This is a genomic window from Ruegeria sp. YTSA075 (assembly GCF_059610245.1).
Genome location: NZ_JBXWNG010000006.1, coordinates 68,361 through 90,538, shown reverse-complemented (window position 1 = coordinate 90,538; position 22,178 = coordinate 68,361). Strand labels below are relative to the sequence as shown.

Genomic DNA, 22,178 nt, shown 5'->3' with positions numbered 1-22,178 from the left:
ACCTCACGAATAGATGCAGTCGCGGAGTGTGATCAGCCCGCGCTGCAACTCTGTTTTTGGGGCCACCATGGCGGCCCGGATAAATTGCTCGCCCGGGTTTTGCCCCGGGTCACCCTGAGAAAGATATGCGCCCGGCAGGACCCGCACTCCGGTTTCCTGCCACAGCTTCAACGCGGTTTCTTCGCCGTTATCGACCGGCAGCCAAAGGAAAAACCCGGCCTCGGGCGGCATATAGCCTTGCACATTGGCAAAGACCTTATCCGCGATGGAGTATTTCTCCTGATAGAGCGCGCGGTTTTCCACCACATGCGCCTCATCCGCCCAAACCCGCGCTGCTACGGCTTGCAGAGGCAAAGGCAAAGGCGAACCGGCGTAGTTGCGCAATTGCTTAACGCGTTTGATGGTTTCCGGACCACCCGCGATCAAGCCGGATCGCAGACCAGCCAGATTGGATCGTTTCGACAGAGAATTGAACAGGGTGATCCTTTCGGGATCAGCGCCCACTTCTTGCGCGACCGTTAGAACGCCCGTGGGCGCCTCATCCCGGTAAATCTCGGAATAGCATTCATCCGCAAAGATGCGGAAATCGAATTTCTCGGCCAGCCCGATCAACTCGGACCAGTAGTCACGTGATGCGACAGCCCCCTGCGGGTTCGCGGGGGAACAGATATAGGCAATCGCGGTGCGGTTCAGCACATCTTCGGGCAATCCGGCATAGTCGGGCAGATGGCCCGTAGCCGCAGTCGCAGGCACAAAGACAGGTTCTGCCGCAACCGAGATCGAGGCGACCATATAGACCTGATAGAATGGGTTCGGGCACAAAACGACCGGCTTTTGACCATTCTTCTGTTCGGGGCACAGGGCCATGGCCGCATTATACAGCCCCTCGCGGGTGCCGTTCAGGGCCATCACATTGGTTTCGGGGTCCATGCTCACGCCATAGCGGCGTTTGATCCAGTCGGTGATTGCCCCGCGCAGTTCGGGAGAGCCTTCATTCGGTGGATAACCCTGAAATCCCGCAGCGTTTTCGACAATGACATCTGTCACCCAAGCAGGGAAATCATGCATCGGCGCACCGATGGTCATGTGAATAACGTCTCCGCCCGGCTGGTGATGATCCAACAGGGTGCGCAGACGCGGGAATGCATATTCCGGTAGGTTCGAAAACCGCTCGGGAAAATTCATAACTACTGCCTCAAGATCGGGATCGTTTTCGCCCCGTTTTTTGACAGAGTACAGATCAGACCCCGCCCCGTCCAGACAAAGAGACGTCGAATCAGGGGATTGTGGCATTCACGCCAATGTGGTTTCCGCCGCTGATCCCACCCGCAACAGGGCCTCTTCCGACCCCGGATAGCCCAGCATCATCAACCCGCAACCCGGTGTACCGATCGGCAGTGTCAGGGCCGCCAGTCCCATCAGATTTCCGATGCGGGTGTTTCGCAGAGCCAGCAGGTTCTCGGTCACGTAGTATTCGTGATCATTCATCAACCTGTCCAGATTGGGCGGCAGAATAGGCGCTGTGGGGGCCAGAACGGCGTCAAACCCGGCAGCGGCCGCATCCCATGCGGCCCGACAGGCTTTGAGTTTGGACCAGGCTGCAACGTAGTCCGGCCCGGAATGGGCCTGTCCCATGCGGAACCGTTCCAAAATCTCGGGATACATCGCCTCGGGATTGGCTTCGATCACGTCTTTCCACAGACCATATGCCTCGGTGGTGTAGAGCACACCCGACAGGCCCATCGCCTCGTTCAACTCGGGCACCTCAAGCGGAACAATCTCGGCCCCGGCATCCATCAGGCGTTGTAGTGCCCCTTCATAGGCTTTGCGCGGTTCATCCCGCAGGTCATCCTTGGCCACGTTTTGTAGATCGGCAAAGCGGCGTCCAACCAGTGATGCACCGCGCAGATCAGCAGGTGTGCCGCCCTCTAGCAAGGCCAACATATGCGCTGCGTCCTCGACCGACCGCGCCAGTGGACCAACTGTGTCGAAGCGCAGGCACAGCGGCACAGTTCCTTCCAGACTGACCCGCCCCGCGGTGGTTTTCAGCCCCACCAGATTGTTCCACGCCGACGGAATGCGAACAGATCCGCCAGTATCCGATCCGATCCCGCAAGCCGCCAACCCCCAGGCCACCGAGGCCGCCGCACCCGAGGATGACCCGCCTGGCACAGCCTCTTCATCATCAATGCAAGGCGGAGTGCCGGTGATCGGGTTCAGGCCAAGGCCGGAAAAGGCAAGCTCACTCATATGGGTTTTACCCAAACAAACCGTACCCATCGCAGTGGCGTTGCGCACAACCACGGCGTCTGTTTCGGGCACGCGGCCTTTCAACAGGGCCGATCCCGCCTCGGTCCCGATACCGGCGGTATCGAACAGATCTTTCCAACTGATCGGAACGCCATCCAGCAGCGACCGGCGCAATCCCAAGGCGGCGCGGTCCTTTGCAGCCTTCGCCTCGGCCCGTGCGCGATCATGGGTGACGCGGGCATAGATACGGTCACGATGCGGGTGGGCGTCAATGGCAGCCAGATAGGTTTCAGTCAGCTCGACCGGGTCGATCTGCCCCATGCCAATACCTCGACCCAGATCACAGGCTGTCATCACCAACCATTCCTGCATCACCGCGCTCCTTCTTTTTTGGCTGAACCGGACGGTAGCGACAGGACCGCACATGGACAATCCCGAAAGGGCGCGCATAGTGCGGGGCATGACACGAGGCTCTGACATTCTGATCGTTGGCGGCGGCTTGAACGGCCCCGCCTTGGCGCTGGCGCTGGCCCAAACCGGGCATTCGGTGACTGTGATTGATGCGCTGGCCGAAAAGATACGCAAAAATGCGGGTTTTGACGGGCGGGCCTATGCTTTGGCGTTAGCCTCTCAGCGTCTGCTGGATGCAATCGGCATATGGAATCGCGTAGCCGAACACGCCCAGCCCATGCTTCAGATCAAAGTGACCGACGGGCATGCGGGTGCAGGCCCATCACCCTTTTTCATGCATTTCGACCATGCCGAAATCGAAGAAGGCCCAATGGGCTATATGGTCGAAGATCGCCACCTGCGCCGCGCGTTTCTGGGCGCAATGGCCGAGGACGAGCGCATCACCCTGATCGACGGCAAGACCGTTGTAGCGCAGGAAACAAGTACGAGCGGGGCGGTTCTGACACTGGATGACGGCACCACGATCGCAGGGCAGTTGCTGGTCGGCTGTGACGGTCGTCGCAGCGGTACGGCGGCGCGGGCAGGTATCAAACGCACCGGGTGGGACTATGGGCAAACCGCTCTAGTCTGTGCAATTGAACATGAGTTGCCACATCACGGCATCGCACATCAGTTCTTCATGCCGCCCGGCCCGCTGGCTATTCTACCGCTGACCGGCAACCGCAGCTCGATTGTCTGGAGCGAACGGACCGAGACCGCGCATCACATCAACACCTTGCCCGAGGCCGAGTATCTGCAGGTGCTGCGCCCAAGGTTCGGTGATTTCCTGGGCGATATTCGCCTGCACGGCGATCGATTCACCTATCCGCTGAACCTAACCATCGCCAATTCTTTCATCGCCGATCATCTGGCTTTGGTTGGAGACGCCGCACATGGGATGCACCCCATTGCCGGGCAGGGTCTAAACGCCGGCCTGCGTGACGTGGGCGCACTGGCCGAAGTGCTGACACTGGCCGGGCGGCGTGGTGAAGAAATTGGATCGACCCTCGTGCTGCAGCGGTATCAGGAATGGCGACGGTTCGATACCGCCTCGCTCGCCATGGCGACGGATGTGTTCAACAGGCTGTTTTCGAACGACAATCCGCTGCTTCGGCTTGGGCGGGATATCGGGATGGGGGTCGTTGGCTCTCTGCCCGGATTACGCCGCGGTTTCGTGCGCGAGGCCGCAGGGCTGACCGGAGACCTGCCGAAGCTTCTGCAAGGACGCTCGATTTAGTCTAGCTGACGCGCCTCATCGACCAACATCACAGGAATGCCATTTCGGATCGGAAAGGCCAGCCCTGCGGCTTTGGACACCAGCTCCTGCTTTTCGGCATCATAATGCAAGGTGGTCTGAGTCTGAGGGCAAACCAGCGCCTCAAGCATATGACGATCAAAAGCGTTCGCGGAATCGCTCATTGCAAAGTTTCCTCATTTGATCCGCCGCGCATGGCGAATTCAATCAGTGTCACCAAGGTCTCGCGCCGGGTCCGCAGGCATGGGGCCTCAAGCAGGGCTTGTTTATCCTCTGGCTCAAAATCCATCAGCATCGACAGGGAGTTCACCAAAAGCTCATCATCTGCATCCTTGAGCGAATCCCAATCGGTCGACAACTGACGGGAGTCAAAGAACCGTTCCAGCAAGGTCAGGAACCGGGTTCGGTCGAACCCGTCATCCTTCTCGGATTTCCCCAAATCGCGATCAAACCCTTCCCAGGACACTTCGCAGCGTCGATATGGTGTGAATCCATCAAGCTCTGATTTGATGCGGAACCGGGATATCCCGGTCAGGGTGATCAAATAGCGCCCGTCCTCGGTTTCGGAAAACTGGGTAACACGCCCCGCGCATCCGATCCGATGCAACTTTTTCTCATCATTCACTGACGGGTTTGGCTGGACCATTGCGATTAGCCGTTCCTTGGTCTTCAGCGCATCGTCCAGCATCTGCAGGTAACGCGGCTCAAAGATATGCAGCGGCAAGCGAGACCGAGGCAGCAACAGCGCCCCGGGCAATGGAAAAACGGATACCGTTTCCGGCAGGTCGGCTGGATGCATCATGTATCCGAGTGTAGCTCTGATCGGGAATTAGGCAAATATCATCGAGCTGAGCTTGCGCCGCCCGTTCAGAACAATGGGATCATTGGGCTTGAGCGCTTCAAAGATTGTGAACAGCTGGGTCTTGGCGGCTGCGTCATTCCACTCACGGTCCCGGCGGAACAGTTCCAGCAATTGTGCCACGGCATCTTCGACATCCCCATTGGCATGCAAAGCCTGCGCCAGATCGAAACGCGCCTGATGGTTGTCAGGCTCGGCCTCGACCGTTGCCATCAGTTCAGCCACCGGACCGGCATCCGCGGCCTGTTTCGCCAGTTCCAGTTGAGCATTGGCCGCTTCCAGTTCGGGCGTACTGGAAATTTCTGCGGGGGCTCCGTTCAGGATCGCCTCGGCCTGTTCCAAATCGTCGGATGCGATATGCGCCCGCACCAAGCCGCCATAGGCCGCCGCATGGTTGGGATCTTCGCCCAGAATGGCAGCAAACGTCTGCGCCGCATCGACAGCGGCCCCTTCGGCCAGCATTTCTTCGGCGGCCTGAACAGCATCCTCCAATTGACCGCCTGGGCTTTCGCCGCCTGCCGCTTCGATCACCCGGTCTACAAAGGCCTTGATCTCGGACCCCGGCACAGCCCCTTGAAACCCGTCAACAGGCTGACCCTTAAAGAACGCGTAAACGGTGGGGATCGACTGAATGCGCATTTGCGACGCGATCATCTGCGCCTCATCCACGTTGATCTTGACCATTTTCACCGCACCCTTGGCGGCGGTCACGGCCTCTTCCAGCAAGGGCCCAAGCGTCTTGCACGGGCCACACCACGGGGCCCAGAAGTCAACGATCACAGGGGTTTCCTGCGACGCCTCGACCACATCGGCCATAAACGTCGCCTCAGATCCATCCTTGATTAGATCGGTGGCGGCGGTGCTGTCTGAGCTGTTCAGAAGGTCCATGGCAAATACTCTTTCGTTCAAACTTGCGCCCTATATGCAACCGCTTGGCGCAGAAACCAAGGGCCGAGTTGTACAGTTACAGATCGAAACTGGCGAAGACCGGGGCATGATCGCTGGGTTTCTCCCAACCGCGCGCATCGCGCAGAATACGGCTGGAATGGCCTGCGCTCGAAATATCCGGCGTGGCCCAGACGTGATCCAGCCGCCGCCCTTTGTCTGCCGCATCCCAATCCCGCGCGCGATAAGACCACCAGCTATAGAGCTGCCCTTCGGGGATATCCTGACGGGTGATATCGACCCAACCGCCTGCGTCCTGCGTTTCGGCCAGTTGCTCAACTTCAATCGGCGTGTGCGAGACAACCTTGAGCAGTTGCTTGTGCGACCAGACATCATCTTCGCGCGGGGCGATGTTCAGATCGCCCACCAAAATGGATTTCTCTGGCTTCTCCGCATGGAACCAGTCGCGCATATCGGTAAGGTAATCGAGCTTCTGCCCGAACTTCTCATTCACCTCACGATCCGGCACGTCCCCGCCCGCCGGGACGTAGAAATTGTGGATCGTTACCCCATTCTCCAACCGCCCCGCGATATGTCGGGCATGGCCGAGACCGGCAAAATCCTTGTCGCCCACTTCCACCATCGGTAGGCGAGACAGGATGGCGACACCGTTGTACCCCTTCTGACCACGCGCAACCATGTGGGTGTAGCCCAGCTCCGCAAAGCCTTCGGTCGGGATTTTCTCGACCGGAGACTTGCATTCCTGCAGACACAGCACATCCGGAGCCTCTTCCTGCAGCAATTTCAGCACGATAGGCTCACGCAAACGGACCGAGTTGATGTTCCAGGTGGCAAGGGTGAAGGGCATGGGTTGGCATTCCTCTGTCGCGATTGGGCGAAGGTTAGCGTGGTGTGGGATGGGGTGCTATCAAAAAACGTGCCGAAAACCTCAGGCCTATAAATGACAGCTATGCGGACAAAGTGATCTTTCGCTTTGGCTGCACCAATGGCCGCTTTCATGTCTGCCGGTCTCACGGAGGTTCTCGCCCGGGCATTAGAACACAAATTCCGTCATTCACATTTTTGGGCCGAAGACATCGCGATGACCTGTGCCTTCCGAGCGAGCGGGAGGGCACAGACCTCCTAGGCTTAGGTGGCCAGATCGAGCGCCAACCAGCCAAGGATTGCATCTGTGGTCTCTTGTGGTCTTTCCTGCTGGATCCAGTGGCCGCACTCAAGTTTGATCACTTCAACATCCAGGACAAAATCCGCGAGGTTCTCAGAGGGAGGGATCATGTCCTGCGTCCCGTAGATCATCAATGCAGGCTGATGAACGATTGGACCGACATCCGCTAAAAGGTGCCAGTTTCGATCCATGTTCCTGTACCAGTTGATACTCCCGGTGAAGCCAGTTTCTTCGAAGGAAGATACGAACACATCGATGTCCGCGTCGCTCATCACAGGCTCTCCCATCGGTGCATCTGCCCGCGCAAGGTTGATGATCATCATCCCAGGATCCGGTGGCAGCGCTGGCAAGTTCTTGCGGAAAAGGTTGCGTAGAAACGATCTGGCATTGCTGTCCAGTATGGCGTCTGCAACGCCGGGTTTGCGGTTGAAGTGGACAAAGTAATTGTCCTCCCCAAACACGGTTTCCATGAACTCAATCCACGGCATCGGTGTCCGAGCTTGATAGGGCAGTGCGAGGTTGATGATCTTCTTGACGCGGGTTGGATGTAGGAGCGCCATGCTCCAAACAACGTTTGCGCCCCAGTCATGTCCCACGAAGACCGCGTCGTCATATCCGTAATGATCCAGAAGTGCTGCAAGGTCGCCCGTCAGATGCGCGATGTCGTATTGTGTCACATCCTCAGGGCGCGAAGAGTTGCCGTAGCCACGCTGGTTAGGAACGATGACATGGTATCCTGCCGCAGCAAGTGCTGGCATCTGGTGACGCCAGGAAAAGGCATGCTCAGGCCAACCGTGGCACAGTACAATGGGGTTGCCCTTGTTCTCTTGCCCGGCCTCAAAGACCTCGAGCTCAATGCCATTCAGGGCAACTATTTTGGGGGAAGGAAAATTGGGGATCGTAGTCATGGTGGTATTCCGGATTGATTGTGGTAACACCGGATTAACCCTTAAAGGTATCAAGTTCTGACGCCTTTCTGTAGTAGACTTGGAAAATGAAAAGCCAATCCCGACAAGCCACTATCGTCCGAAGCCTCCGCCGAGGCGGGGCGTCCACGATCGAAGCTTTGTGTGAAGAAGTTGGGGCATCGCGCAGCACCATCTTGCGCGATCTCTCTGCCCTCCGGGACGAGGGCTACGTAATCATCGCTGAGCAGGGCCGTGGCGGGGGACTCTACCTTGACCCTACGTCGGTACAAACAACGGCCAAACTGTCTGTGCCTGAGGTCTTCGCCTTGATAATTGGCATATCGAGCATGCGTGCCGCCGGATCGCTTCCCTTTGCCCGCTTGGCTGACAGCGGGCTTTCCAAGATCGAGAAATCCCTGCCGCCAGACAAGCTGCGCGACCTCCGACGATTGTTGGAATGCCTCTATGTTGGGCCACTGGCGCCGCAAGTCGATATCTCGAATGTCGGAGAGATCGATAGTGGGCTGCTCCCTGCTTTTGAGCGGGCATTTCTTGAACGGTTGTCTCTGCAATTCGATTACGTCGATGCAAAAGGCGCAAAGACGCAGCGCTGCGTCGAACCTCAGGCCATGCTGATCTTGCCGCCGCTTTGGTATCTGGTTGCATGGGACCCAAGCCGTGAAAATGTTCGGCATTTTCGAATGGATAGGATCGGCCGACCTGACGTCGCAGAGGGCCCAACATTTCGGCTGCGGCGGATTGAATTCGATGCGGGTGTGCAGCCAGTTCGATACGCTTAGCGGACCTTGGTGCGTCATGCAGCATCATGCACATTGGGCTCAAAGCAGGAATCTTACCAACCTAGCCTAAGAAAAAAGCCGGGCCATAAGGCCCGGCAGTCCAACAGGGAGGTACATGTCATAACCCGGACATGTGCGGGATGGGAGTAACCTAATTATGAGTACAGAGTATCACTTTGATCCAAGTCAATCCATAGGCGATCAAGATACTAATCGATATCCGCCCGATTCTGTGACCAAAAGGCGCGCATTGGACGGATCGGGCTCAATTTTCTGACGCAGGCGGTAGATGTGCGTTTCCAGCGTATGGGTCGTGACACCCGCGTTGTAACCCCAGACCTCATGCAGCAGCACATCGCGGGCAACCACACCATCGGTCGAGCGATACAGGAATTTGAGGATGTTGGTCTCTTTCTCGGTCAGCCGGATTTTCCGGTCTTCCTCGGTGATCAGCATCTTCATCGCGGGCTTGAAGGTATACGGCCCCAGCACAAATACGGCATCCTCAGATTGCTCATGTTGGCGTAGTTGCGCGCGAATACGAGCCAGCAGAACCGGGAATTTGAAGGGTTTAGACACATAGTCATTGGCACCGGCATCCAGGCCCAGGATGGTGTCTGCGTCGCTGTCATGGCCGGTCAGCATCAGGATCGGGCTTTTGACACCTTGCTTACGCATCAGGCGGCACAGCTCTCGCCCATCGGTATCGGGCAGGCCAACATCCAGAATGACCAGATCGTAAATCGCTTCGCGGGCCCGCTCCATCGCTGATGCACCGTCTGAGGCTTCGAAGACATCAAAGTCCTCGGTCATCACCAGTTGCTCGCTAAGCGCTTCGCGCAGGTCTTCGTCGTCATCCACCAGCAGGATTTTCTTGAGCTGAGCCATCTGCGGTCCTCCTAAGCCTTTTCCATCACTTGCGTTTGGAATATGCAATCAGCAAGCTTTGCTGCAATCGTCTCACGCCTTCGTGTCGGACGCAGCGGAAATGTTTCACTTTTCGGGTGAAACCGATAGTAATTCGCCGGATGTTGTAAGGTATCATCGATGAGTCTTAGCCCTGACATGACCGAATTGCTGGCCCGCGCACGGGCCGATTTGCGCATGGGCGTGCCGGTGGCACTGACCGATGATACCGGGTTTTGCGTGTTGGCAGCGTCGACCGAGACGCTCAGCCCTCAGCGGCTGGCCGATCTGCGCAAGCTCGGAGGCACGCCCGTGGTGGCGATCACCGGACGGCGTGCTGAGACGCTGAAGGCGCGGGCCTATGACGGCGATCTGGCGCGGGTTCTTGTTCCTGCGGACGCAGATATCAGTTGGGTGCAAGCCGTTGCTGACCCGTCGGACGATCTGAACGCACCCATGAAAGGCCCGCTGATGACCGAGCGGCAGGGCAGCGCCAATCTGCATCGCATCGCCATCACTCTGACCAAATCCGCGCGCCTCTTGCCCGCTGCGGTGGTCGTTTCTGTCGAAAACGGTCGATCCTTCGCGACTGAGCGCGGGCTGACTTGTATCGATCACGCGCGCGCCGCGCCGCATCTGGCCGAGCGCAGCGCATTGCATGAAATCGTCGCCGCGCGCTTGCCGATGGAGGTGTCAGAAGCCGGGCGGTTGCATGTTTTCCGTCCTGAAGACGGGGGCGAAGAACACTACGCCGTCGAAATTGGACGCCCGGATCGCAGCAAGCCGGTCCTTGCCCGCCTGCATTCAGCCTGCTTCACGGGCGACCTGATGGGCAGCCTTAAATGCGATTGTGGGCCTCAACTGCGCGGGGCGCTGGCGCAGATGGGGGACGAAGGCGCAGGCGTATTGCTCTACCTGAATCAGGAAGGTCGCGGGATTGGGTTGGCCAACAAGATGCGCGCCTATTTTCTTCAGGATCAGGGGTTTGACACGGTCGAGGCCAACCATCGGCTGGGCTTTGAGGACGACGAGCGCGATTTCCGTCTGGGCTCGGACATCCTGAAATCGCTGGGCTTCAGCTCGGTTCGACTGCTGACGAACAACCCTGCCAAGATCGCGATGATGGAAAAAACCGGCATCGCTGTAACCGAGCGTGTGCCGCTGAAGGTCGGTGAAACTGTACATAACCGAGGCTATCTGGCCACCAAGGCCGCGAAGTCCGGGCATCTGCTTTGACACCTGGTGACCTGATCCTGACCCCGCGTGGGGTCCGTTTTTTGGGTCGTGTCTTTCCCTGTTCGATCGGGAAAGGGGGGCTGAGCGCCGACAAACGCGAAGGCGATGGCGCCACCCCGACCGGGACCCATCGCATCGTCGGCATGCTCTATCGCCCTGACCGCATCACTGCGCCCACCGCATGGGCCCGGCCCATTGGCCCATGGGATCTGTGGTCAGATGATATATCGGATAATCGCTATAACTCTTTGGTAACAGCATCTTATGGGTATAGTCATGAGAAGCTGCGACGCGCCGATCCGCTTTATGATCTGGTTCTGATCATAGACTGGAACTGGCCCAATGCGGTGCCGGGTCGCGGGTCAGCTATTTTTATCCATCAATGGCGCAGACCCGGATATCCGACCGAAGGCTGTGTCGCTTTTCGGCGCGACCACCTGCGTTGGATGGCGCGCCGCATTAACCTCGGCACGCGTCTGATCATCCCTGAGGTTTGACGCGTTCCCCAAAGATTGCCGAACCAACGCGTACATGGGTGGCACCCAGTGCGATAGCCTGTTCAAAATCACCACTCATCCCCATCGACAGGCCCGTCAAACCATTTCGGTCTGCGATTTTGGCCAGCAGAGCAAAATGCAATGCAGGTTCTTCTTCGACCGGCGGTATACACATCAGGCCCTGGATGGGCAGATCAAGCGCGCGGCATTCGGCGATAAAACCATCCGCCTCCAACGGTAAAATCCCTGCCTTTTGCTCTTCTTCACCTGTATTTACTTGAATGAAAAGCGCGGGGCAGCTTCCGATCTCCTGCGCCAGTCGGGCCAGAGTCTTGGCCAGCTTCGGGCGATCAACCGAATGGATGGCGTTGCATAACTCCATCGCCTGACGTGCCTTGTTGGTTTGCAGCGGGCCGATGAGGTGCAGGTCAATTCCTTCGAATTGTTCCTTGAACATCGGCCACTTACCCGCCGCCTCCTGCACCCGGTTCTCACCGAAGCAACGATGGCCCTGCTCTAGCACAGCCTTCACCCGCTCATTCGGCTGCACCTTGGAAACAGCGATCAGCTTGACCGACCCCGGATCGCGCCCAGCTTTGGCTTCGGCACTGGTGATGCGGGTGATGATGTCTTGCAGCGACATGGTGTTCCTTGAATCTGCTTTCTGAGGCGACAGAACACCATGGGACGGAAAAAGAAAAGGGCGGGTCCGAAGACCCGCCCCAAGAACCTTGTGGTTCAGATCGACTTAGAAGTCGAAGCGAGCACCGAAGTCAGCTTTCAGCTGGCTGTCTGCGTTGCCGGTTTTGGTGTTGCCGATACCACCGCGCAGCGATGCACCGCCGCCCAGATCGTAGATGGCACCAATACCGTACTGCTGAGTGTCGTTGTCAGCCGAACCGTCACCGTAAGCTGCGGTCAGGGTCAGAGCTGCACCAACGTTGTAGGCCAGCGAGAAGCCATATGCAGTGCCGTTTTCTGCGTCATCTGCAACATCATCGTCCGCTACGAACAGAGTACCCGAGAAGTCACCGAATTCTGCGCCCAAGGTCAGGACGGTCAGGGTGCTCTTCTCACCACCAGCCGGAGCATCGGTCTGACCATAGGCCAGTGCTGCGGTGATGTTGTTGAAGGTATAGGTCGCGCTCAGGTCCCAACGGTCAATGCCGCTCAGGGTGGTGTCGCCACCAACGTTGCCAACGTTCTGGTCGTACGACGCGCCAAACGCGAAGTCACCAACTGCGTACTGGAAGAACACAGCGTTTGCGCCTGCGCCAGTCGACGAGTAGGCTAGGAAGTCATAGTCAACGCCGGAGTACTGACCGATGAAGTTTTCCAGACCAGGCTCGTTACCGTAGTAGTTTGCCAGGTTGTCGAACGAGCCAGCTACGTTGCCCGCGTCAACACGCAGACCACCGAAGATGACCGAGAAGCGTGCACCGTTCAGGCCAGCTGCGTTTGCTTCGCCGTTGCCGGAGTCTTCGTCAGCCTGCACACGAACACGGCCTTCGAAGCGTACGCCGCCGTCGGTTTCAACGATGCCGTCGATGTTCAGACGGAAGCGCGAGACCAGGATGGTGTCGCTTACGTTTTCGTCAGTCGAACGGTCTTCAGCGTAGCCAATACCGAAACGACCGTAGCCGCCGAACTTAACTTCTGCTGCTGCAACGCCTGCGGTCGCGATCAGCGCCGTCGTTGCAAAGAGAACTTTTTTCATCTTGTTTCCCTCGGTTTCAAAGATTTATCTACTCGACACATGCCTAGCACATGTCTCAGCACGGACATCGTTTCGCTTTTTTTGCCCCCTTTGCGCAAGCTTGGCCTAATCAACGCGCTGTCATTGACAAAATATTGGTGCAAGGATGCCACAGTCACCTTCTCGCCCCGCTGCCCAACTGCACACTCAATAAATACCAAAGAATAGGGTTGTTGCACACAGGGACCTTAGTTAGGAGTATCCCCTGACGATGACAGCGAGTGAAAACAGGACCTGCTTACAATGCGTGTGCCTACGATTTTGGGTTTGATTGCAACAATTGCCGCCGTTTCGGCCTGTGGCCCGAATCGAAGCGCTGCGCCGAACCCCGTTTATCGCAACACCGACAGTAGCCGGTCAGCTGAGCGCGAATTGAACGACCCTGAGCGTACTACAATCTGGGATGTGTTTGATCGCAGCACCGCCGAGCAGACAACCAATGTGAATCGCTATCTTTGGTCCGCTTCACTGGATGTTCTCAGCTTTCTTCCCATTCAAGAGGTTGATCCCTTCACCGGCGTGATCGTGACGGGGTATGGCACCCCCCCAGGTGGAGGACGCTCTTACCGAGCAACCGTGCATATCAGCGACCCGGCCCTTGCCGCGCGGTCGTTGTCGGTCGCATTGCAGAGCAGCGGCGGCGCGCCGGTCAGCGATGCGACCGCGCGCGCGGTCGAAGATGCGATCCTGTCCCGTGCCCGTCAGCTACGCATTGCAGACAGTAAGTTCTAGCAACCCGACGAAATACGCTCTAATACCACGCCGGGTTCTGACCCGGCGTTTTCATTCACTAAGGACCGCATGATGTCGCGCTATTCGGCCAACGAAATCGAAGCAAAATGGCAAGAGGCCTGGGACAAGGCCGGGATTTTCACCGCCAGCCGTAAGGCGGACAAGCCGAAATACTATGTGCTTGAGATGTTCCCTTACCCGTCCGGACGCATTCATATCGGACACACTCGCAACTACACCATGGGCGACGTAATTGCGCGCTATAAGATAGCCTGCGGGTTCAACGTGCTGCACCCGATGGGATTCGATGCCTTCGGCATGCCTGCTGAAAACGCCGCGATGGCAATTGGTGGCCACCCCAAAGACTGGACGTACGCCAATATCAGCGAGATGGTCGCTCAGATGAAACCAATGGGCTTTGCCATTGATTGGTCTCGGATGTTTGCCACCTGTGACCCCGAGTATTACGGTCAGCAGCAAGCTCTGTTCCTGGATATGCTCAACGCCGGGTTGGTTTACCGCAAGAACGCCGTGGTGAACTGGGACCCGGTCGACATGACCGTTCTGGCCAACGAGCAGGTTGAAAACGGGCGCGGCTGGCGGTCGGGCGCTTTGGTGGAACGGCGTGAACTGACGCAATGGTTCTTCAAGATCAGCGACTATTCCGAGGAATTGCTTGAGGCGCTCGACACGCTCGACAACTGGCCCGCCAAGGTGCGCCTGATGCAGGAAAACTGGATCGGCAAGTCGCGCGGCATCGAAATCCCGTTTGAGCGCACAGACGGTGGTGAGCCGATCATCTGCTACTCGACCCGCCCGGATACACTGCGGGGTGCGAGTTTTATTGCAGTCTCGCCGGAACATCCTTTGTCGCGCAAACTGGCGGAAAGCAACCCAGAAGCCGCTGAATTCATTGCAGAATGCCGCAAGATGGACACCACCGAAGCGGCCATGGAAAAGGCCGAGAAAAAGGGCATCGACACCGGTATCTCTGTGCGTCATCCCGTTTGGCCCGATCAGGAACTGCCGGTTTGGATCGGCAACTTTGTCATGATGGATTATGGCACCGGCGCGGTTTACGCCTGTCCTGCACATGATCAGCGTGACCTGGATTTTGCCCGCAAATATCAGCTTCCTGTTGTTCCAGCATTCCATATGCCCGGCGATGAGTCCGAAATCGGCACCGAGGCGCTGGTGCCCCAGAAATCTGAAAAAGTCGTCTATATCGACCACTTTGCCGGTCTGGGCGAAACCACCAGCCAGGATGGAATCGACAAAACAATCGACTGGTTCGAACAGCGGGATCTGGGCAAAGCACAGGTCAAATACCGCCTGCGGGACTGGGGCCTCAGCCGTCAGCGCTATTGGGGCTGCCCGATTCCCGTGGTTCATTGCGAAAAATGCGGCACGGTTCCCGAGAAGAAAGAAAACCTGCCGATCGAACTGCCCTATGATGATGGCAACGGCAAACCCATCGACTTTTCGATCCCCGGCAACCCGCTGGACCGCCACCCCAACTGGCGCGACACCCCGTGCCCGGCCTGCGGCGCGCCTGCCAAGCGCGAAACCGACACGATGGACACGTTTGTCGATTCGTCCTGGTACTATGCTCGTTTCACCGCCCCGCGTGCCGAAACACCTACAGATTTGGCCGAAGCCGAGTACTGGATGAATGTCGACCAGTATATTGGCGGGATCGAGCATGCGATTCTGCATCTGCTCTATTCCCGTTTCTTTGCGCGGGCGATGCAGATCACCGGTCATCTGCCGAAAAAAGCCATCGAACCGTTCAATGCACTGTTCACCCAAGGCATGGTGACGCATGAAATCTACCAGACGCGCGACGCCAACGGTCGTCCGGTCTATCACCTGCCTGAAGATGTGACCGACGGGAAACTGGCCGACGGCACTGAGGTCGAAATCATCCCCTCGGCCAAAATGTCGAAATCCAAGAAAAACGTGGTCGACCCAGTCAGCATTATCTCAGCCTTTGGCGCGGACACTGCGCGCTGGTTTGTTCTGTCCGATTCTCCGCCTGAACGGGACGTGGAATGGACCGCATCCGGGGCCGAGGCCGCCTTTAAGCATCTCAGCCGCGTGCACCGTATCGCGTCTGAGATCGCCGAGTCGGATATCCCCGCCAATGACGAGGATGAGACCCTTCTGCGCGAGATGCACAAAGCGATCCATGATGTATCTGGCGGGGTCGAATCCTTTGGCTTCAACGCCTCTATCGCCAAGCTTTACGCGTTCACAAATACGCTTGCGAAATCCAAGGCCGGGTCAAATGCCAAACGTCAGGCAGCGAAGATATTGGCACAGCTGATGTCACCGATGACGCCGCACCTGTCCGAGGAACTCTGGCAGCTGCTGGGCGGCGAAGGTCTGGTGGCCGTCGCTGCGTGGCCCGTCGCTGATGAAGCAATGCTGGTCGATGACACCGTCACCCTGCCCATTCAAATCAACGGAAAGCGCCGCGCGGAAATCAGCGTTCCGAAGGATATGCCCAAGGACGAGGTTGAAAAAATCGCGCTCAGCACCGAAGCTGTCGAAAAGGCGCTGGATGGTTCGGCGCCGAAGAAAGTCATCGTTGTTCCGGGTCGGATCGTGAATGTCGTCGTTTAATCGCAGAAGAGTTCTACTGATGCCACTGGCAGCCTGCCTTGCCGGGTCTGCCTGCGGATTTGAACCTGTTTACGCCCCCGGTGGGTCTGGTTCAGAGCTGTTTGGCCGGGTCGAGCTATCGGCCCCGAACACGGTTGATAGCTTTCTTCTGGTTGAAAACCTTGAACAAAAGCTGGGCCGCAGCGCTACATCCGGCAAGGATTACAAGCTGAACGTCCAGGTTGCGACCAATATTCAAGCCGCCGCGATCACCACCACCAACGAAATCAACCGCTATACAATCAACGGCCGGGCCGAGTATTCGCTTCGGTCCAATGAAACGGGCCAGATCATGGCGTCGGGCACGGTTACTGATTTCGTGGGATATTCGGCTGCAGGCTCGACCGTTTCCACGCTGGCAGACGAGCGGGACGCGAAACGGCGGTTGATGTCGATTCTGTCGGATCAGATCATCAATCGGCTGTATGCCACGCCGGACCTGACCGCATGAAGCTGAGCCCGCGCGAGGCGGATGGCTATTTCGCCAAGCCGGATGCGGACAAAACCGGGCTGCTGATCTACGGTGCCGATGCCATGCGGGTGGCGTTGAAACGCCAACAGATTCTAGCGGCTCTGCTTGGAAAGAATGCCGAAGAAGAAATGCGCCTGACGCGGATGCCGGGCAGCGACCTGCGCGGCGATCCTGCTCTGTTGTTGGATGCAGTTAAGGCGGTTGGCTTTTTTCCAGGGCCGCGCGCGGTTTTTGTGGAAGAGGCGACCGATACCGCCGCGCCTTCGATTCTGGCAGCGCTCGAGGATTGGGCACCCGGTGATGCGCAGATCATCGTCACCGCGGGTCAGCTAAAACCCAGTTCGAAAATCCGGAAAGCCTTTGAGGCGCATCCACAGGCTTACGCAGTTGGCATCTACGATGATCCCCCGTCACGGGCCGAGGTCGAGCGGGTTCTGACCCAAGCAGGACTACGCAACATCCCACGCGATCCGATGTCAGCACTCAGTGAACTGGCCGTCAGCCTCAGCCCAGGTGACTTCGCTCAAACCATTGAAAAGCTGTCACTTTACAAGCGCGGCGATGATACCGAGCTAAGCATGGATGACATAGAAGCCTGCGCGCCCCGCTCGACCGAGGCGGCGTTGGACGATGTCCTGAACGTTGTTGCCGAAGGACGCGCCGGAGAAATCGGGCCGCTCATCCGACGCTTGCAGGCACAGGGTACAAACGGAGTAACGCTGTGCATCGGTGCGACCCGGCATTTTCGCACACTTTATGCCTGCGCCTCAGATCCCGGTGGTGCAGCGCAGGGCATCGGCAAGCTGCGGCCTCCGGTCTATGGCAAACGGCGCGACCGCATTCTGCGTCAGGCGCAGGGATGGGGCGCGCCAAAACTACAAACGGCACTGACGGTACTCACAGATACCGACCTGTCCCTGCGATCTGCCGGCCAAACCGCCCCCGCGATGGCATTGGTCGAACGCGCAATGATCCGATTGGCGATGCTGGCGCGGTCACGCTGACCCCGCGTATGTCTTGACGTACGCGCGATCCGGGTCACATTCGGTCAGGCATTTGGCAGGAGGATAGCATGTACAAAGTCTATGGGAGCGTTCGAAGCCGCGCAGCGCGTGTCATCTGGCTGCTTGAAGAGTTGGGTCAGCCATATGAGCTGATAAAAGTCGGTCCACGCGACCCCAAGGTCGTGGCGTTGAACCACACGGGCAAGATCCCTGTACTCGAGGATGGTGGCCATTTGATCTCGGACAGCTCCGCGATCATGACCTATCTGGCTGATAAACATGGCGCTTTCACCTATCCGGCAGGCAGCTATGACCGCGCTATTCAGGATTCGCTTTTTCATGCAATTCTTGACGAGTTGGACGCCGTTCTATGGGTCGCCGCACGACATGGCTTCATTTTGCCCGAAGACAAACGCGCACCCGGCATCAGTGAGGCGGCCAAATGGGAATTCGACAATAACTTCCAGCGACTAGAACGCCGGTTTCAAGGTCCGTTCCTGCTGGGTGATCAAATGACGATTGCCGATATCCTTTTGGTCCATTGCATGAGCTGGGCCAAAGGCGCCGGATTCCCTTTGAACTCAGATGTACTGAAAACCTATGGCAAAGAAATGCGGAACCGGCCTGCCTATAAGAAACTGGCCGAACTTAGCTAGTTTGCAACCAGTCCGTGGCTGATCGACCAGCCCAGCGCCCGGTGGCGAAACACGCCGTGAGCAGATAGCCGCCCGTCGGGGCTTCCCAATCCAGCATCTCGCCCGCGCAGAACACACCCGGAAGGTTGGTCAGCATCAGGCCGTCACTCACCGCATCGCGTGAAACGCCCCCCGCGGTCGAGATTGCTTCGTCTATCGCGCGCAATCCAGAATGACAGATGGGCAACGCCTTGATCACCTTGGCCAACGCCTCGGGCTCGGTGGGAAGGGGGCGACCAAACTCGGTCAGCAAAGCGGTTCGGGTCGGACCCAGCTTGAGCGACTTGCGAATATGGTTGGATAGACTGGCTTTGCCGCGTGTTTTGCTTAGGCGCTGCGCCACATCCTCCGCCGACAGATCGGGCATCAGATCAAAGGTCAACTCCGCCCCTTCCCGCACGGCTTTGCAGATGCTGTAGATGCCGCCGCCTTCCAGACCACGGGCTGAGATCACGGCCTCGCCCCGTGTGCGCAGCGATCCGGCCCGCAGGGCGACGCCTTTGATCGGCGCGCCGAAGTGCTTTGACATGTGATCGGACCAATCGACAAGCAGACCCGCATTTGCGGGGGCAAAGGGGGCGACCTCGACACCTCTTTGGACAAGGTCATTCGCCCAAGCCCCATCCGATCCCAAACGCGCCCAACTTGCCCCACCCATTGCAAGGATCGTCACATCGGCTTTCACCGCCTGCGCCCCGTCTGGCGTGTCAAAGCTGAGCGCGTCGTCCTGCCATCCGGTCCAGCGCCAGCGGGTTTTAATCTCAACGCCAATTTCAGACAGGCGCGCCAACCACGCGCGCAGCAACGGCGAGGCTTTCATAACCGACGGGAACACACGCCCGGTAGAACCGGTGAATAGTTCCTGCCCCAGCTCCTGAGCCCAGTTTTTCACATCCTGCGCGTCGAATTCAGCTAGCATCGGGCGGAGCCAGTCAGCGGCTTCGTCATAGGATTGGAGCAGCGTCTCGAAAGGTTCATCCTTGGTCAGGTTCAAGCCCGACTTACCCGCCATCAGAAACTTGCGCGCGACTGAAGGCTTAGCCTCGGCCACCAAAACCTTGTGACCAGCTTGGGCCAGCTGTTCTGCGGCCATCAATCCGGCGGGCCCTGCCCCGATTACCACTGCCTGCGCCATTGCAGCCCTCTTGCCTTCATCGCCCGCAGGCGCATCATTCCAGATCATGACGAACAGCGATCAAATCTGCCCGCTTTGCGACCGCCCGATCCCGGAAGGCGGTGGCAGTCTGCATCATCTGATCCCAAAACTCAAAGGAGGCAAGGGCGGACCCACCGTGCTGCTGCACAAGATTTGCCACAAAGAGGTCCACGCTACCTTGTCTGAGGCCGAACTGGCGCGCAGTTTCAACACGGCTGAGGCCCTGCGCGCTCATCCACGGCTTGAGAAATTCCTGAACTGGGTCCGCAATCGCCCACCCGCATTTCAATCGAAAGTGCCGGGCAAGCGCAGAGGGCGATGATCAAACTGGAAAGATGGGATTGCCAAACGCATCCTGAATAGGTTCTGCCAAACCTTCGACCTCCAGCCCCTTGTAGTCCGGCACAGGCGCGAATTGCGCACCCGGGATGTGCTGGAATTCCAGCGTTGTGTAGGGTCGTTTCCACAGCCATTCGCGGTTCGACACCGCCCAAAGATCGGGATCAGGCGGTACGTCATGCTTGAACGCATAGAAATGCAGATCGAAGCCGTGCGAGGCGACCTCTTGCATCGATAGCAAGGACATACCTTGGGCGCGACAGACTACATCTTCCGCTGCGATGTCACCGGTCCGCAGGGTGATTTGACCAACCCGTGCCTTCGCAAAGGGTTGCGCTGGGTCGGCTGCGGTTTCGGGTCGGTTGCCTTCGAAATCATGCTGAAGCAGTTCGATCACAAAGCCTTCGGGGTCGCTGAGATGGGCCATGTAGCCGATATCCAGAAACTGACGCGGGACACTGACAGCATGGCCCTGTTTGCCCAACGCCTCAACCGCCACGTCCACATTGGGCAGGGTAATCCCGATCTTCCAGTATCGTTGCCCCTGATCATGGGCGTACCCGCCGCCACCCGGCATCAGCAACAGATCCGCATCCTGCCCGTTATAGCCAACACGGCGGTTCTGCCCCTCGACCTGCACCGACATACCCAGCGCCTCCCGATAGAAACCGGCTAGGCGATCCGGGTCGGCGACGCGCAATCGCAGCGCGGACAACCTCATCGGCACAGCTCGGCGATGCCAGCGGCGATGTCGGGTTTTGCAGCCACACTGTCCGCCACCAGCTCTTGCGCAGTGGGCATCAGGTCTTCGGGTGCGACGATGCGGTCGACCAGACCAAAGGCATAGGCCTCTTCTGCTGTGATCTTCTGCCCCGCCATCAGGATCAGCTTGGTCCGCGCCGGGCCTATCAATGCCGCCATGCGTTTCGGATCGGACCGCTGAGGCAGGAAACCCAGCTTCATCACCGGATAGAAGAACTTGGCCGACGGCACCGCGATGCGTAAATCACAGGCCAGCACCATCCCGTTCGCCCCCCCGGCCAAGGTGCCATTCAATGCGGCCACCGTCAGGCAAGGCAAGGCCGCAATCGCGCCTGATAGGCGTTCCCACACGTCCGAGGTGGCAAGCCCGGCCCGCGCCTCGTCCAGATCGGCCCCTGCGCTGAACACCTTTCCCTTACCGGTCAGAATCAAAGCATGGGCCTCGGTGGCAGCCTCTGCAATCTCGGCGAGTTCGGTCAACATCGCCCCGGTCAAAGCGTTTGCCTTGCCGGGGTTGTTGATTGTGACGGTCCAAAGCCCGCCCTCTTGCGTCAGTTCAATCACGTCAGACCGATCCTTTGGCGAATGTCATCCTGCCGAAGGGAAATTTCGGACCCCAGAAACTCATCTGCATCCTGCGAACACATCCACAACAATGCACGTGCAGGCCAATCCGCCGGGATATGAACATCCCAGTCCAACTGGCTGACCGGGTTGATGCCGCTGGCCTTGATGACACGCTGCATATCTGTGGCCACCGTACCCGGCGAAAGACCTATCGCGCGGATACCATTATGCGCCTCTTCCAGATGCAGGCATTCGGTCAGCATCTTTGCCCCCGCTTTCGAGGAACAATAGTGGCTCCACGCCTCAACCGGGTTCGAGGCGGCGCCCGACGAGACGGTCAGTATCGTCCCCCCGCCCGCCGCGCGCATGACCGGCAGGGCGGCGCGCATCCCGTAAAAGACACCTTTGAGGTTGATGTCGATGGCCTGGCTCCAGGAGTCGACATCAGCATCGGCCAGATGAAAAATCGGCTCAATCACCCCGGCATTGCCGATCAGCACATCCAATCCGCCAAAACGAGCAACGCAATCGGCCACTGCCTGCTCGACCTGCGCGAAATCGCTGACATCGCAGGCCAGCGCGATTGCATTGTCGCCCAGCGAAGCCGCCAGTGCATCGATTTGATCACGACTGCGTGCAACCAGCGCCACATTGGCCCCGGCTGCGGCAAAAACGCGCCCTGCCTCAGCCCCGATACCCCTGCTGGCCCCGGTAATAAGTACTGTTTTTCCCTGCATTTGCCCCTCCTCACGCATTGGGCTGGTATTTGGCTACAGGCGTAGCGCGGAAACGGGGAAAG

At 58.3% G+C, this 22,178-nt stretch carries 24 protein-coding genes and 1 pseudogene; 11 read left to right on the top strand and 14 right to left on the bottom strand.

Annotated elements, in window-relative coordinates:
* Positions 1 to 3: 3 nt before the first annotated feature.
* Both AC2FGE_RS13110 and AC2FGE_RS13105 read right to left on the bottom strand, forming a co-directional pair.
* Positions 4 to 1,185: an aminotransferase class I/II-fold pyridoxal phosphate-dependent enzyme gene (locus AC2FGE_RS13110; protein WP_496819742.1), complete on the bottom strand. Its 1,182-nt coding sequence runs from the start codon at positions 1,183 to 1,185 to the stop codon at positions 4 to 6.
* A 108-nt stretch (positions 1,186 to 1,293) separates the two neighbouring features.
* Entirely contained in the window at positions 1,294 to 2,622 is a 1,329-nt protein-coding gene (locus AC2FGE_RS13105) for an amidase (protein ID WP_496819652.1), read from the bottom strand.
* Between the two features lie 88 nt (positions 2,623 to 2,710).
* Between AC2FGE_RS13105 and AC2FGE_RS13100 the strand changes: the two genes are divergently transcribed.
* Positions 2,711 to 3,937 (top strand): FAD-dependent monooxygenase, encoded by a 1,227-nt coding sequence (locus AC2FGE_RS13100; RefSeq protein ID WP_496819651.1) that lies wholly within the window; start codon positions 2,711 to 2,713, stop codon positions 3,935 to 3,937.
* On the opposite strand, the gene AC2FGE_RS13095 is transcribed toward AC2FGE_RS13100, so the two are convergent.
* The 5 genes from AC2FGE_RS13095 to AC2FGE_RS13075 form a co-directional block, all read right to left on the bottom strand.
* Positions 3,934 to 4,119, bottom strand: a complete 186-nt coding sequence (locus tag AC2FGE_RS13095; RefSeq protein WP_496819650.1) for a Trm112 family protein — start codon at positions 4,117 to 4,119, stop codon at positions 3,934 to 3,936. The genes AC2FGE_RS13100 and AC2FGE_RS13095 overlap by 4 nt on opposite strands.
* Complete coding sequence (locus AC2FGE_RS13090) at positions 4,116 to 4,757, bottom strand: LON peptidase substrate-binding domain-containing protein (protein WP_496819649.1); 642 nt, start codon at positions 4,755 to 4,757, stop codon at positions 4,116 to 4,118. The genes AC2FGE_RS13095 and AC2FGE_RS13090 overlap by 4 nt, the downstream gene beginning before the upstream one ends.
* Positions 4,758 to 4,784: 27 nt before the next feature.
* Positions 4,785 to 5,702, bottom strand: a complete 918-nt coding sequence (trxA, locus tag AC2FGE_RS13085; protein WP_496819648.1) for a thioredoxin — start codon at positions 5,700 to 5,702, stop codon at positions 4,785 to 4,787.
* A gap of 76 nt (positions 5,703 to 5,778) precedes the next feature.
* A complete protein-coding gene (locus tag AC2FGE_RS13080; RefSeq protein ID WP_496819647.1) occupies positions 5,779 to 6,567 on the bottom strand; it encodes an exodeoxyribonuclease III in 789 nt (262 codons plus the stop codon).
* Positions 6,568 to 6,848: 281 nt separating this feature from the next.
* Entirely contained in the window at positions 6,849 to 7,793 is a 945-nt protein-coding gene (locus AC2FGE_RS13075; RefSeq protein WP_496819646.1) for an alpha/beta fold hydrolase, read from the bottom strand.
* 86 nt (positions 7,794 to 7,879) lie between these two features.
* Between AC2FGE_RS13075 and AC2FGE_RS13070 the strand changes: the two are divergent.
* Together AC2FGE_RS13070 and AC2FGE_RS13065 are read left to right on the top strand one after the other, a co-directional pair.
* Positions 7,880 to 8,038: pseudogene (locus AC2FGE_RS13070) on the top strand (HTH domain-containing protein); the annotation flags it as partial.
* A gap of 102 nt (positions 8,039 to 8,140) precedes the next feature.
* Positions 8,141 to 8,593: a helix-turn-helix transcriptional regulator gene (locus AC2FGE_RS13065; protein ID WP_496819741.1), complete on the top strand. Its 453-nt coding sequence runs from the start codon at positions 8,141 to 8,143 to the stop codon at positions 8,591 to 8,593.
* 201 nt (positions 8,594 to 8,794) lie between these two features.
* Here the strand turns inward: AC2FGE_RS13065 and AC2FGE_RS13060 are convergent, their stop codons facing one another.
* Positions 8,795 to 9,481, bottom strand: a complete 687-nt coding sequence (locus AC2FGE_RS13060) for a response regulator transcription factor (RefSeq protein WP_170533404.1) — start codon at positions 9,479 to 9,481, stop codon at positions 8,795 to 8,797.
* A 159-nt stretch (positions 9,482 to 9,640) separates the two neighbouring features.
* Here AC2FGE_RS13060 and ribA point away from each other — a divergent pair, with 159 nt between their 5' ends.
* A complete protein-coding gene (gene ribA, locus AC2FGE_RS13055; RefSeq protein WP_496819645.1) occupies positions 9,641 to 10,735 on the top strand; it encodes a GTP cyclohydrolase II in 1,095 nt (364 codons plus the stop codon).
* Complete coding sequence (locus AC2FGE_RS13050) at positions 10,732 to 11,232, top strand: L,D-transpeptidase family protein (protein ID WP_496819644.1); 501 nt, start codon at positions 10,732 to 10,734, stop codon at positions 11,230 to 11,232. The genes ribA and AC2FGE_RS13050 overlap by 4 nt, the downstream gene beginning before the upstream one ends.
* Here AC2FGE_RS13050 and AC2FGE_RS13045 read toward each other — a convergent pair.
* On the bottom strand, positions 11,216 to 11,875 hold the full coding sequence (locus AC2FGE_RS13045) for a YggS family pyridoxal phosphate-dependent enzyme (protein WP_496819643.1): 660 nt from the start codon (positions 11,873 to 11,875) through the stop codon (positions 11,216 to 11,218). The genes AC2FGE_RS13050 and AC2FGE_RS13045 overlap by 17 nt on opposite strands.
* A 105-nt stretch (positions 11,876 to 11,980) precedes the next feature.
* Positions 11,981 to 12,949, bottom strand: coding sequence for a porin (locus AC2FGE_RS13040; RefSeq protein WP_496819642.1), 969 nt, complete (start codon positions 12,947 to 12,949; stop codon positions 11,981 to 11,983).
* Positions 12,950 to 13,231: 282 nt separating this feature from the next.
* On the opposite strand from AC2FGE_RS13040, the gene AC2FGE_RS13035 reads away from it, so the two are divergent.
* The 5 genes from AC2FGE_RS13035 (at position 13,232) to AC2FGE_RS13015 (ending at position 18,516) form a co-directional block, all read left to right on the top strand.
* Positions 13,232 to 13,720 (top strand): DUF3576 domain-containing protein, encoded by a 489-nt coding sequence (locus AC2FGE_RS13035; protein WP_496819641.1) that lies wholly within the window; start codon positions 13,232 to 13,234, stop codon positions 13,718 to 13,720.
* Positions 13,721 to 13,792: 72 nt separating this feature from the next.
* Positions 13,793 to 16,345, top strand: coding sequence for a leucine--tRNA ligase (leuS, locus tag AC2FGE_RS13030; RefSeq protein ID WP_496819640.1), 2,553 nt, complete (start codon positions 13,793 to 13,795; stop codon positions 16,343 to 16,345).
* Positions 16,332 to 16,835, top strand: coding sequence for an LPS assembly lipoprotein LptE (gene lptE, locus AC2FGE_RS13025; RefSeq protein WP_496819639.1), 504 nt, complete (start codon positions 16,332 to 16,334; stop codon positions 16,833 to 16,835). The genes leuS and lptE overlap by 14 nt, the downstream gene beginning before the upstream one ends.
* On the top strand, positions 16,832 to 17,860 hold the full coding sequence (gene holA / locus AC2FGE_RS13020) for a DNA polymerase III subunit delta (RefSeq protein WP_496819638.1): 1,029 nt from the start codon (positions 16,832 to 16,834) through the stop codon (positions 17,858 to 17,860). The genes lptE and holA overlap by 4 nt, the downstream gene beginning before the upstream one ends.
* 68 nt (positions 17,861 to 17,928) lie before the next feature.
* Positions 17,929 to 18,516 (top strand): glutathione S-transferase family protein, encoded by a 588-nt coding sequence (locus tag AC2FGE_RS13015; protein ID WP_480826359.1) that lies wholly within the window; start codon positions 17,929 to 17,931, stop codon positions 18,514 to 18,516.
* On the opposite strand, the gene AC2FGE_RS13010 is transcribed toward AC2FGE_RS13015, so the two are convergent.
* The gene (locus AC2FGE_RS13010) at positions 18,509 to 19,690 is read right to left on the bottom strand and encodes a TIGR03862 family flavoprotein (protein WP_496819637.1); all 1,182 of its coding nucleotides are present in this window, start codon (positions 19,688 to 19,690) and stop codon (positions 18,509 to 18,511) included. The two genes, AC2FGE_RS13015 and AC2FGE_RS13010, sit on opposite strands and share 8 nt — an antisense overlap.
* A 46-nt stretch (positions 19,691 to 19,736) precedes the next feature.
* On the opposite strand from AC2FGE_RS13010, the gene AC2FGE_RS13005 reads away from it, so the two are divergent.
* Positions 19,737 to 20,033, top strand: coding sequence for an HNH endonuclease (locus AC2FGE_RS13005; protein WP_496819636.1), 297 nt, complete (start codon positions 19,737 to 19,739; stop codon positions 20,031 to 20,033).
* Here AC2FGE_RS13005 and AC2FGE_RS13000 read toward each other — a convergent pair whose 3' ends face one another.
* From AC2FGE_RS13000 to AC2FGE_RS12990, 3 genes are read right to left on the bottom strand one after another with little or no spacing between them, the layout of a single operon-like run.
* Positions 20,034 to 20,771 (bottom strand): VOC family protein, encoded by a 738-nt coding sequence (locus AC2FGE_RS13000; RefSeq protein WP_496819635.1) that lies wholly within the window; start codon positions 20,769 to 20,771, stop codon positions 20,034 to 20,036. It abuts the gene before it with no gap.
* Complete coding sequence (locus tag AC2FGE_RS12995; RefSeq protein ID WP_496819634.1) at positions 20,768 to 21,376, bottom strand: enoyl-CoA hydratase/isomerase family protein; 609 nt, start codon at positions 21,374 to 21,376, stop codon at positions 20,768 to 20,770. The genes AC2FGE_RS13000 and AC2FGE_RS12995 overlap by 4 nt, the downstream gene beginning before the upstream one ends.
* Positions 21,373 to 22,116, bottom strand: a complete 744-nt coding sequence (locus AC2FGE_RS12990) for an SDR family oxidoreductase (RefSeq protein WP_496819633.1) — start codon at positions 22,114 to 22,116, stop codon at positions 21,373 to 21,375. Before AC2FGE_RS12990 ends, AC2FGE_RS12995 begins: the two co-directional genes overlap by 4 nt.
* Positions 22,117 to 22,178 lie beyond the last annotated feature (62 nt).

Excerpts from the sequence above, each read along its gene's own strand:
- AC2FGE_RS13110 (WP_496819742.1), bottom strand. The coding sequence starts at position 1,185 with ATGAATTTTCCCGAGCGGTTTTCGAACCTACCGGAATATGCATTCCCG.
- AC2FGE_RS13105 (WP_496819652.1), bottom strand. The coding sequence starts at position 2,622 with ATGCAGGAATGGTTGGTGATGACAGCCTGTGATCTGGGTCGAGGTATT.
- AC2FGE_RS13100 (WP_496819651.1), top strand. The coding sequence starts at position 2,711 with ATGACACGAGGCTCTGACATTCTGATCGTTGGCGGCGGCTTGAACGGC.
- AC2FGE_RS13095 (WP_496819650.1), bottom strand. The coding sequence starts at position 4,119 with ATGAGCGATTCCGCGAACGCTTTTGATCGTCATATGCTTGAGGCGCTG.
- AC2FGE_RS13090 (WP_496819649.1), bottom strand. The coding sequence starts at position 4,757 with ATGATGCATCCAGCCGACCTGCCGGAAACGGTATCCGTTTTTCCATTG.
- trxA (WP_496819648.1), bottom strand. The coding sequence starts at position 5,702 with ATGGACCTTCTGAACAGCTCAGACAGCACCGCCGCCACCGATCTAATC.
- AC2FGE_RS13080 (WP_496819647.1), bottom strand. The coding sequence starts at position 6,567 with ATGCCCTTCACCCTTGCCACCTGGAACATCAACTCGGTCCGTTTGCGT.
- AC2FGE_RS13075 (WP_496819646.1), bottom strand. The coding sequence starts at position 7,793 with ATGACTACGATCCCCAATTTTCCTTCCCCCAAAATAGTTGCCCTGAAT.
- AC2FGE_RS13065 (WP_496819741.1), top strand. The coding sequence starts at position 8,141 with ATGCGTGCCGCCGGATCGCTTCCCTTTGCCCGCTTGGCTGACAGCGGG.
- AC2FGE_RS13060 (WP_170533404.1), bottom strand. The coding sequence starts at position 9,481 with ATGGCTCAGCTCAAGAAAATCCTGCTGGTGGATGACGACGAAGACCTG.
- ribA (WP_496819645.1), top strand. The coding sequence starts at position 9,641 with ATGAGTCTTAGCCCTGACATGACCGAATTGCTGGCCCGCGCACGGGCC.
- AC2FGE_RS13045 (WP_496819643.1), bottom strand. The coding sequence starts at position 11,875 with ATGTCGCTGCAAGACATCATCACCCGCATCACCAGTGCCGAAGCCAAA.
- AC2FGE_RS13040 (WP_496819642.1), bottom strand. The coding sequence starts at position 12,949 with ATGAAAAAAGTTCTCTTTGCAACGACGGCGCTGATCGCGACCGCAGGC.
- AC2FGE_RS13035 (WP_496819641.1), top strand. The coding sequence starts at position 13,232 with ATGCGTGTGCCTACGATTTTGGGTTTGATTGCAACAATTGCCGCCGTT.
- leuS (WP_496819640.1), top strand. The coding sequence starts at position 13,793 with ATGTCGCGCTATTCGGCCAACGAAATCGAAGCAAAATGGCAAGAGGCC.
- lptE (WP_496819639.1), top strand. The coding sequence starts at position 16,332 with ATGTCGTCGTTTAATCGCAGAAGAGTTCTACTGATGCCACTGGCAGCC.
- holA (WP_496819638.1), top strand. The coding sequence starts at position 16,832 with ATGAAGCTGAGCCCGCGCGAGGCGGATGGCTATTTCGCCAAGCCGGAT.
- AC2FGE_RS13015 (WP_480826359.1), top strand. The coding sequence starts at position 17,929 with ATGTACAAAGTCTATGGGAGCGTTCGAAGCCGCGCAGCGCGTGTCATC.
- AC2FGE_RS13010 (WP_496819637.1), bottom strand. The coding sequence starts at position 19,690 with ATGGCGCAGGCAGTGGTAATCGGGGCAGGGCCCGCCGGATTGATGGCC.
- AC2FGE_RS13005 (WP_496819636.1), top strand. The coding sequence starts at position 19,737 with ATGACGAACAGCGATCAAATCTGCCCGCTTTGCGACCGCCCGATCCCG.
- AC2FGE_RS13000 (WP_496819635.1), bottom strand. The coding sequence starts at position 20,771 with ATGAGGTTGTCCGCGCTGCGATTGCGCGTCGCCGACCCGGATCGCCTA.
- AC2FGE_RS12990 (WP_496819633.1), bottom strand. The coding sequence starts at position 22,116 with ATGCAGGGAAAAACAGTACTTATTACCGGGGCCAGCAGGGGTATCGGG.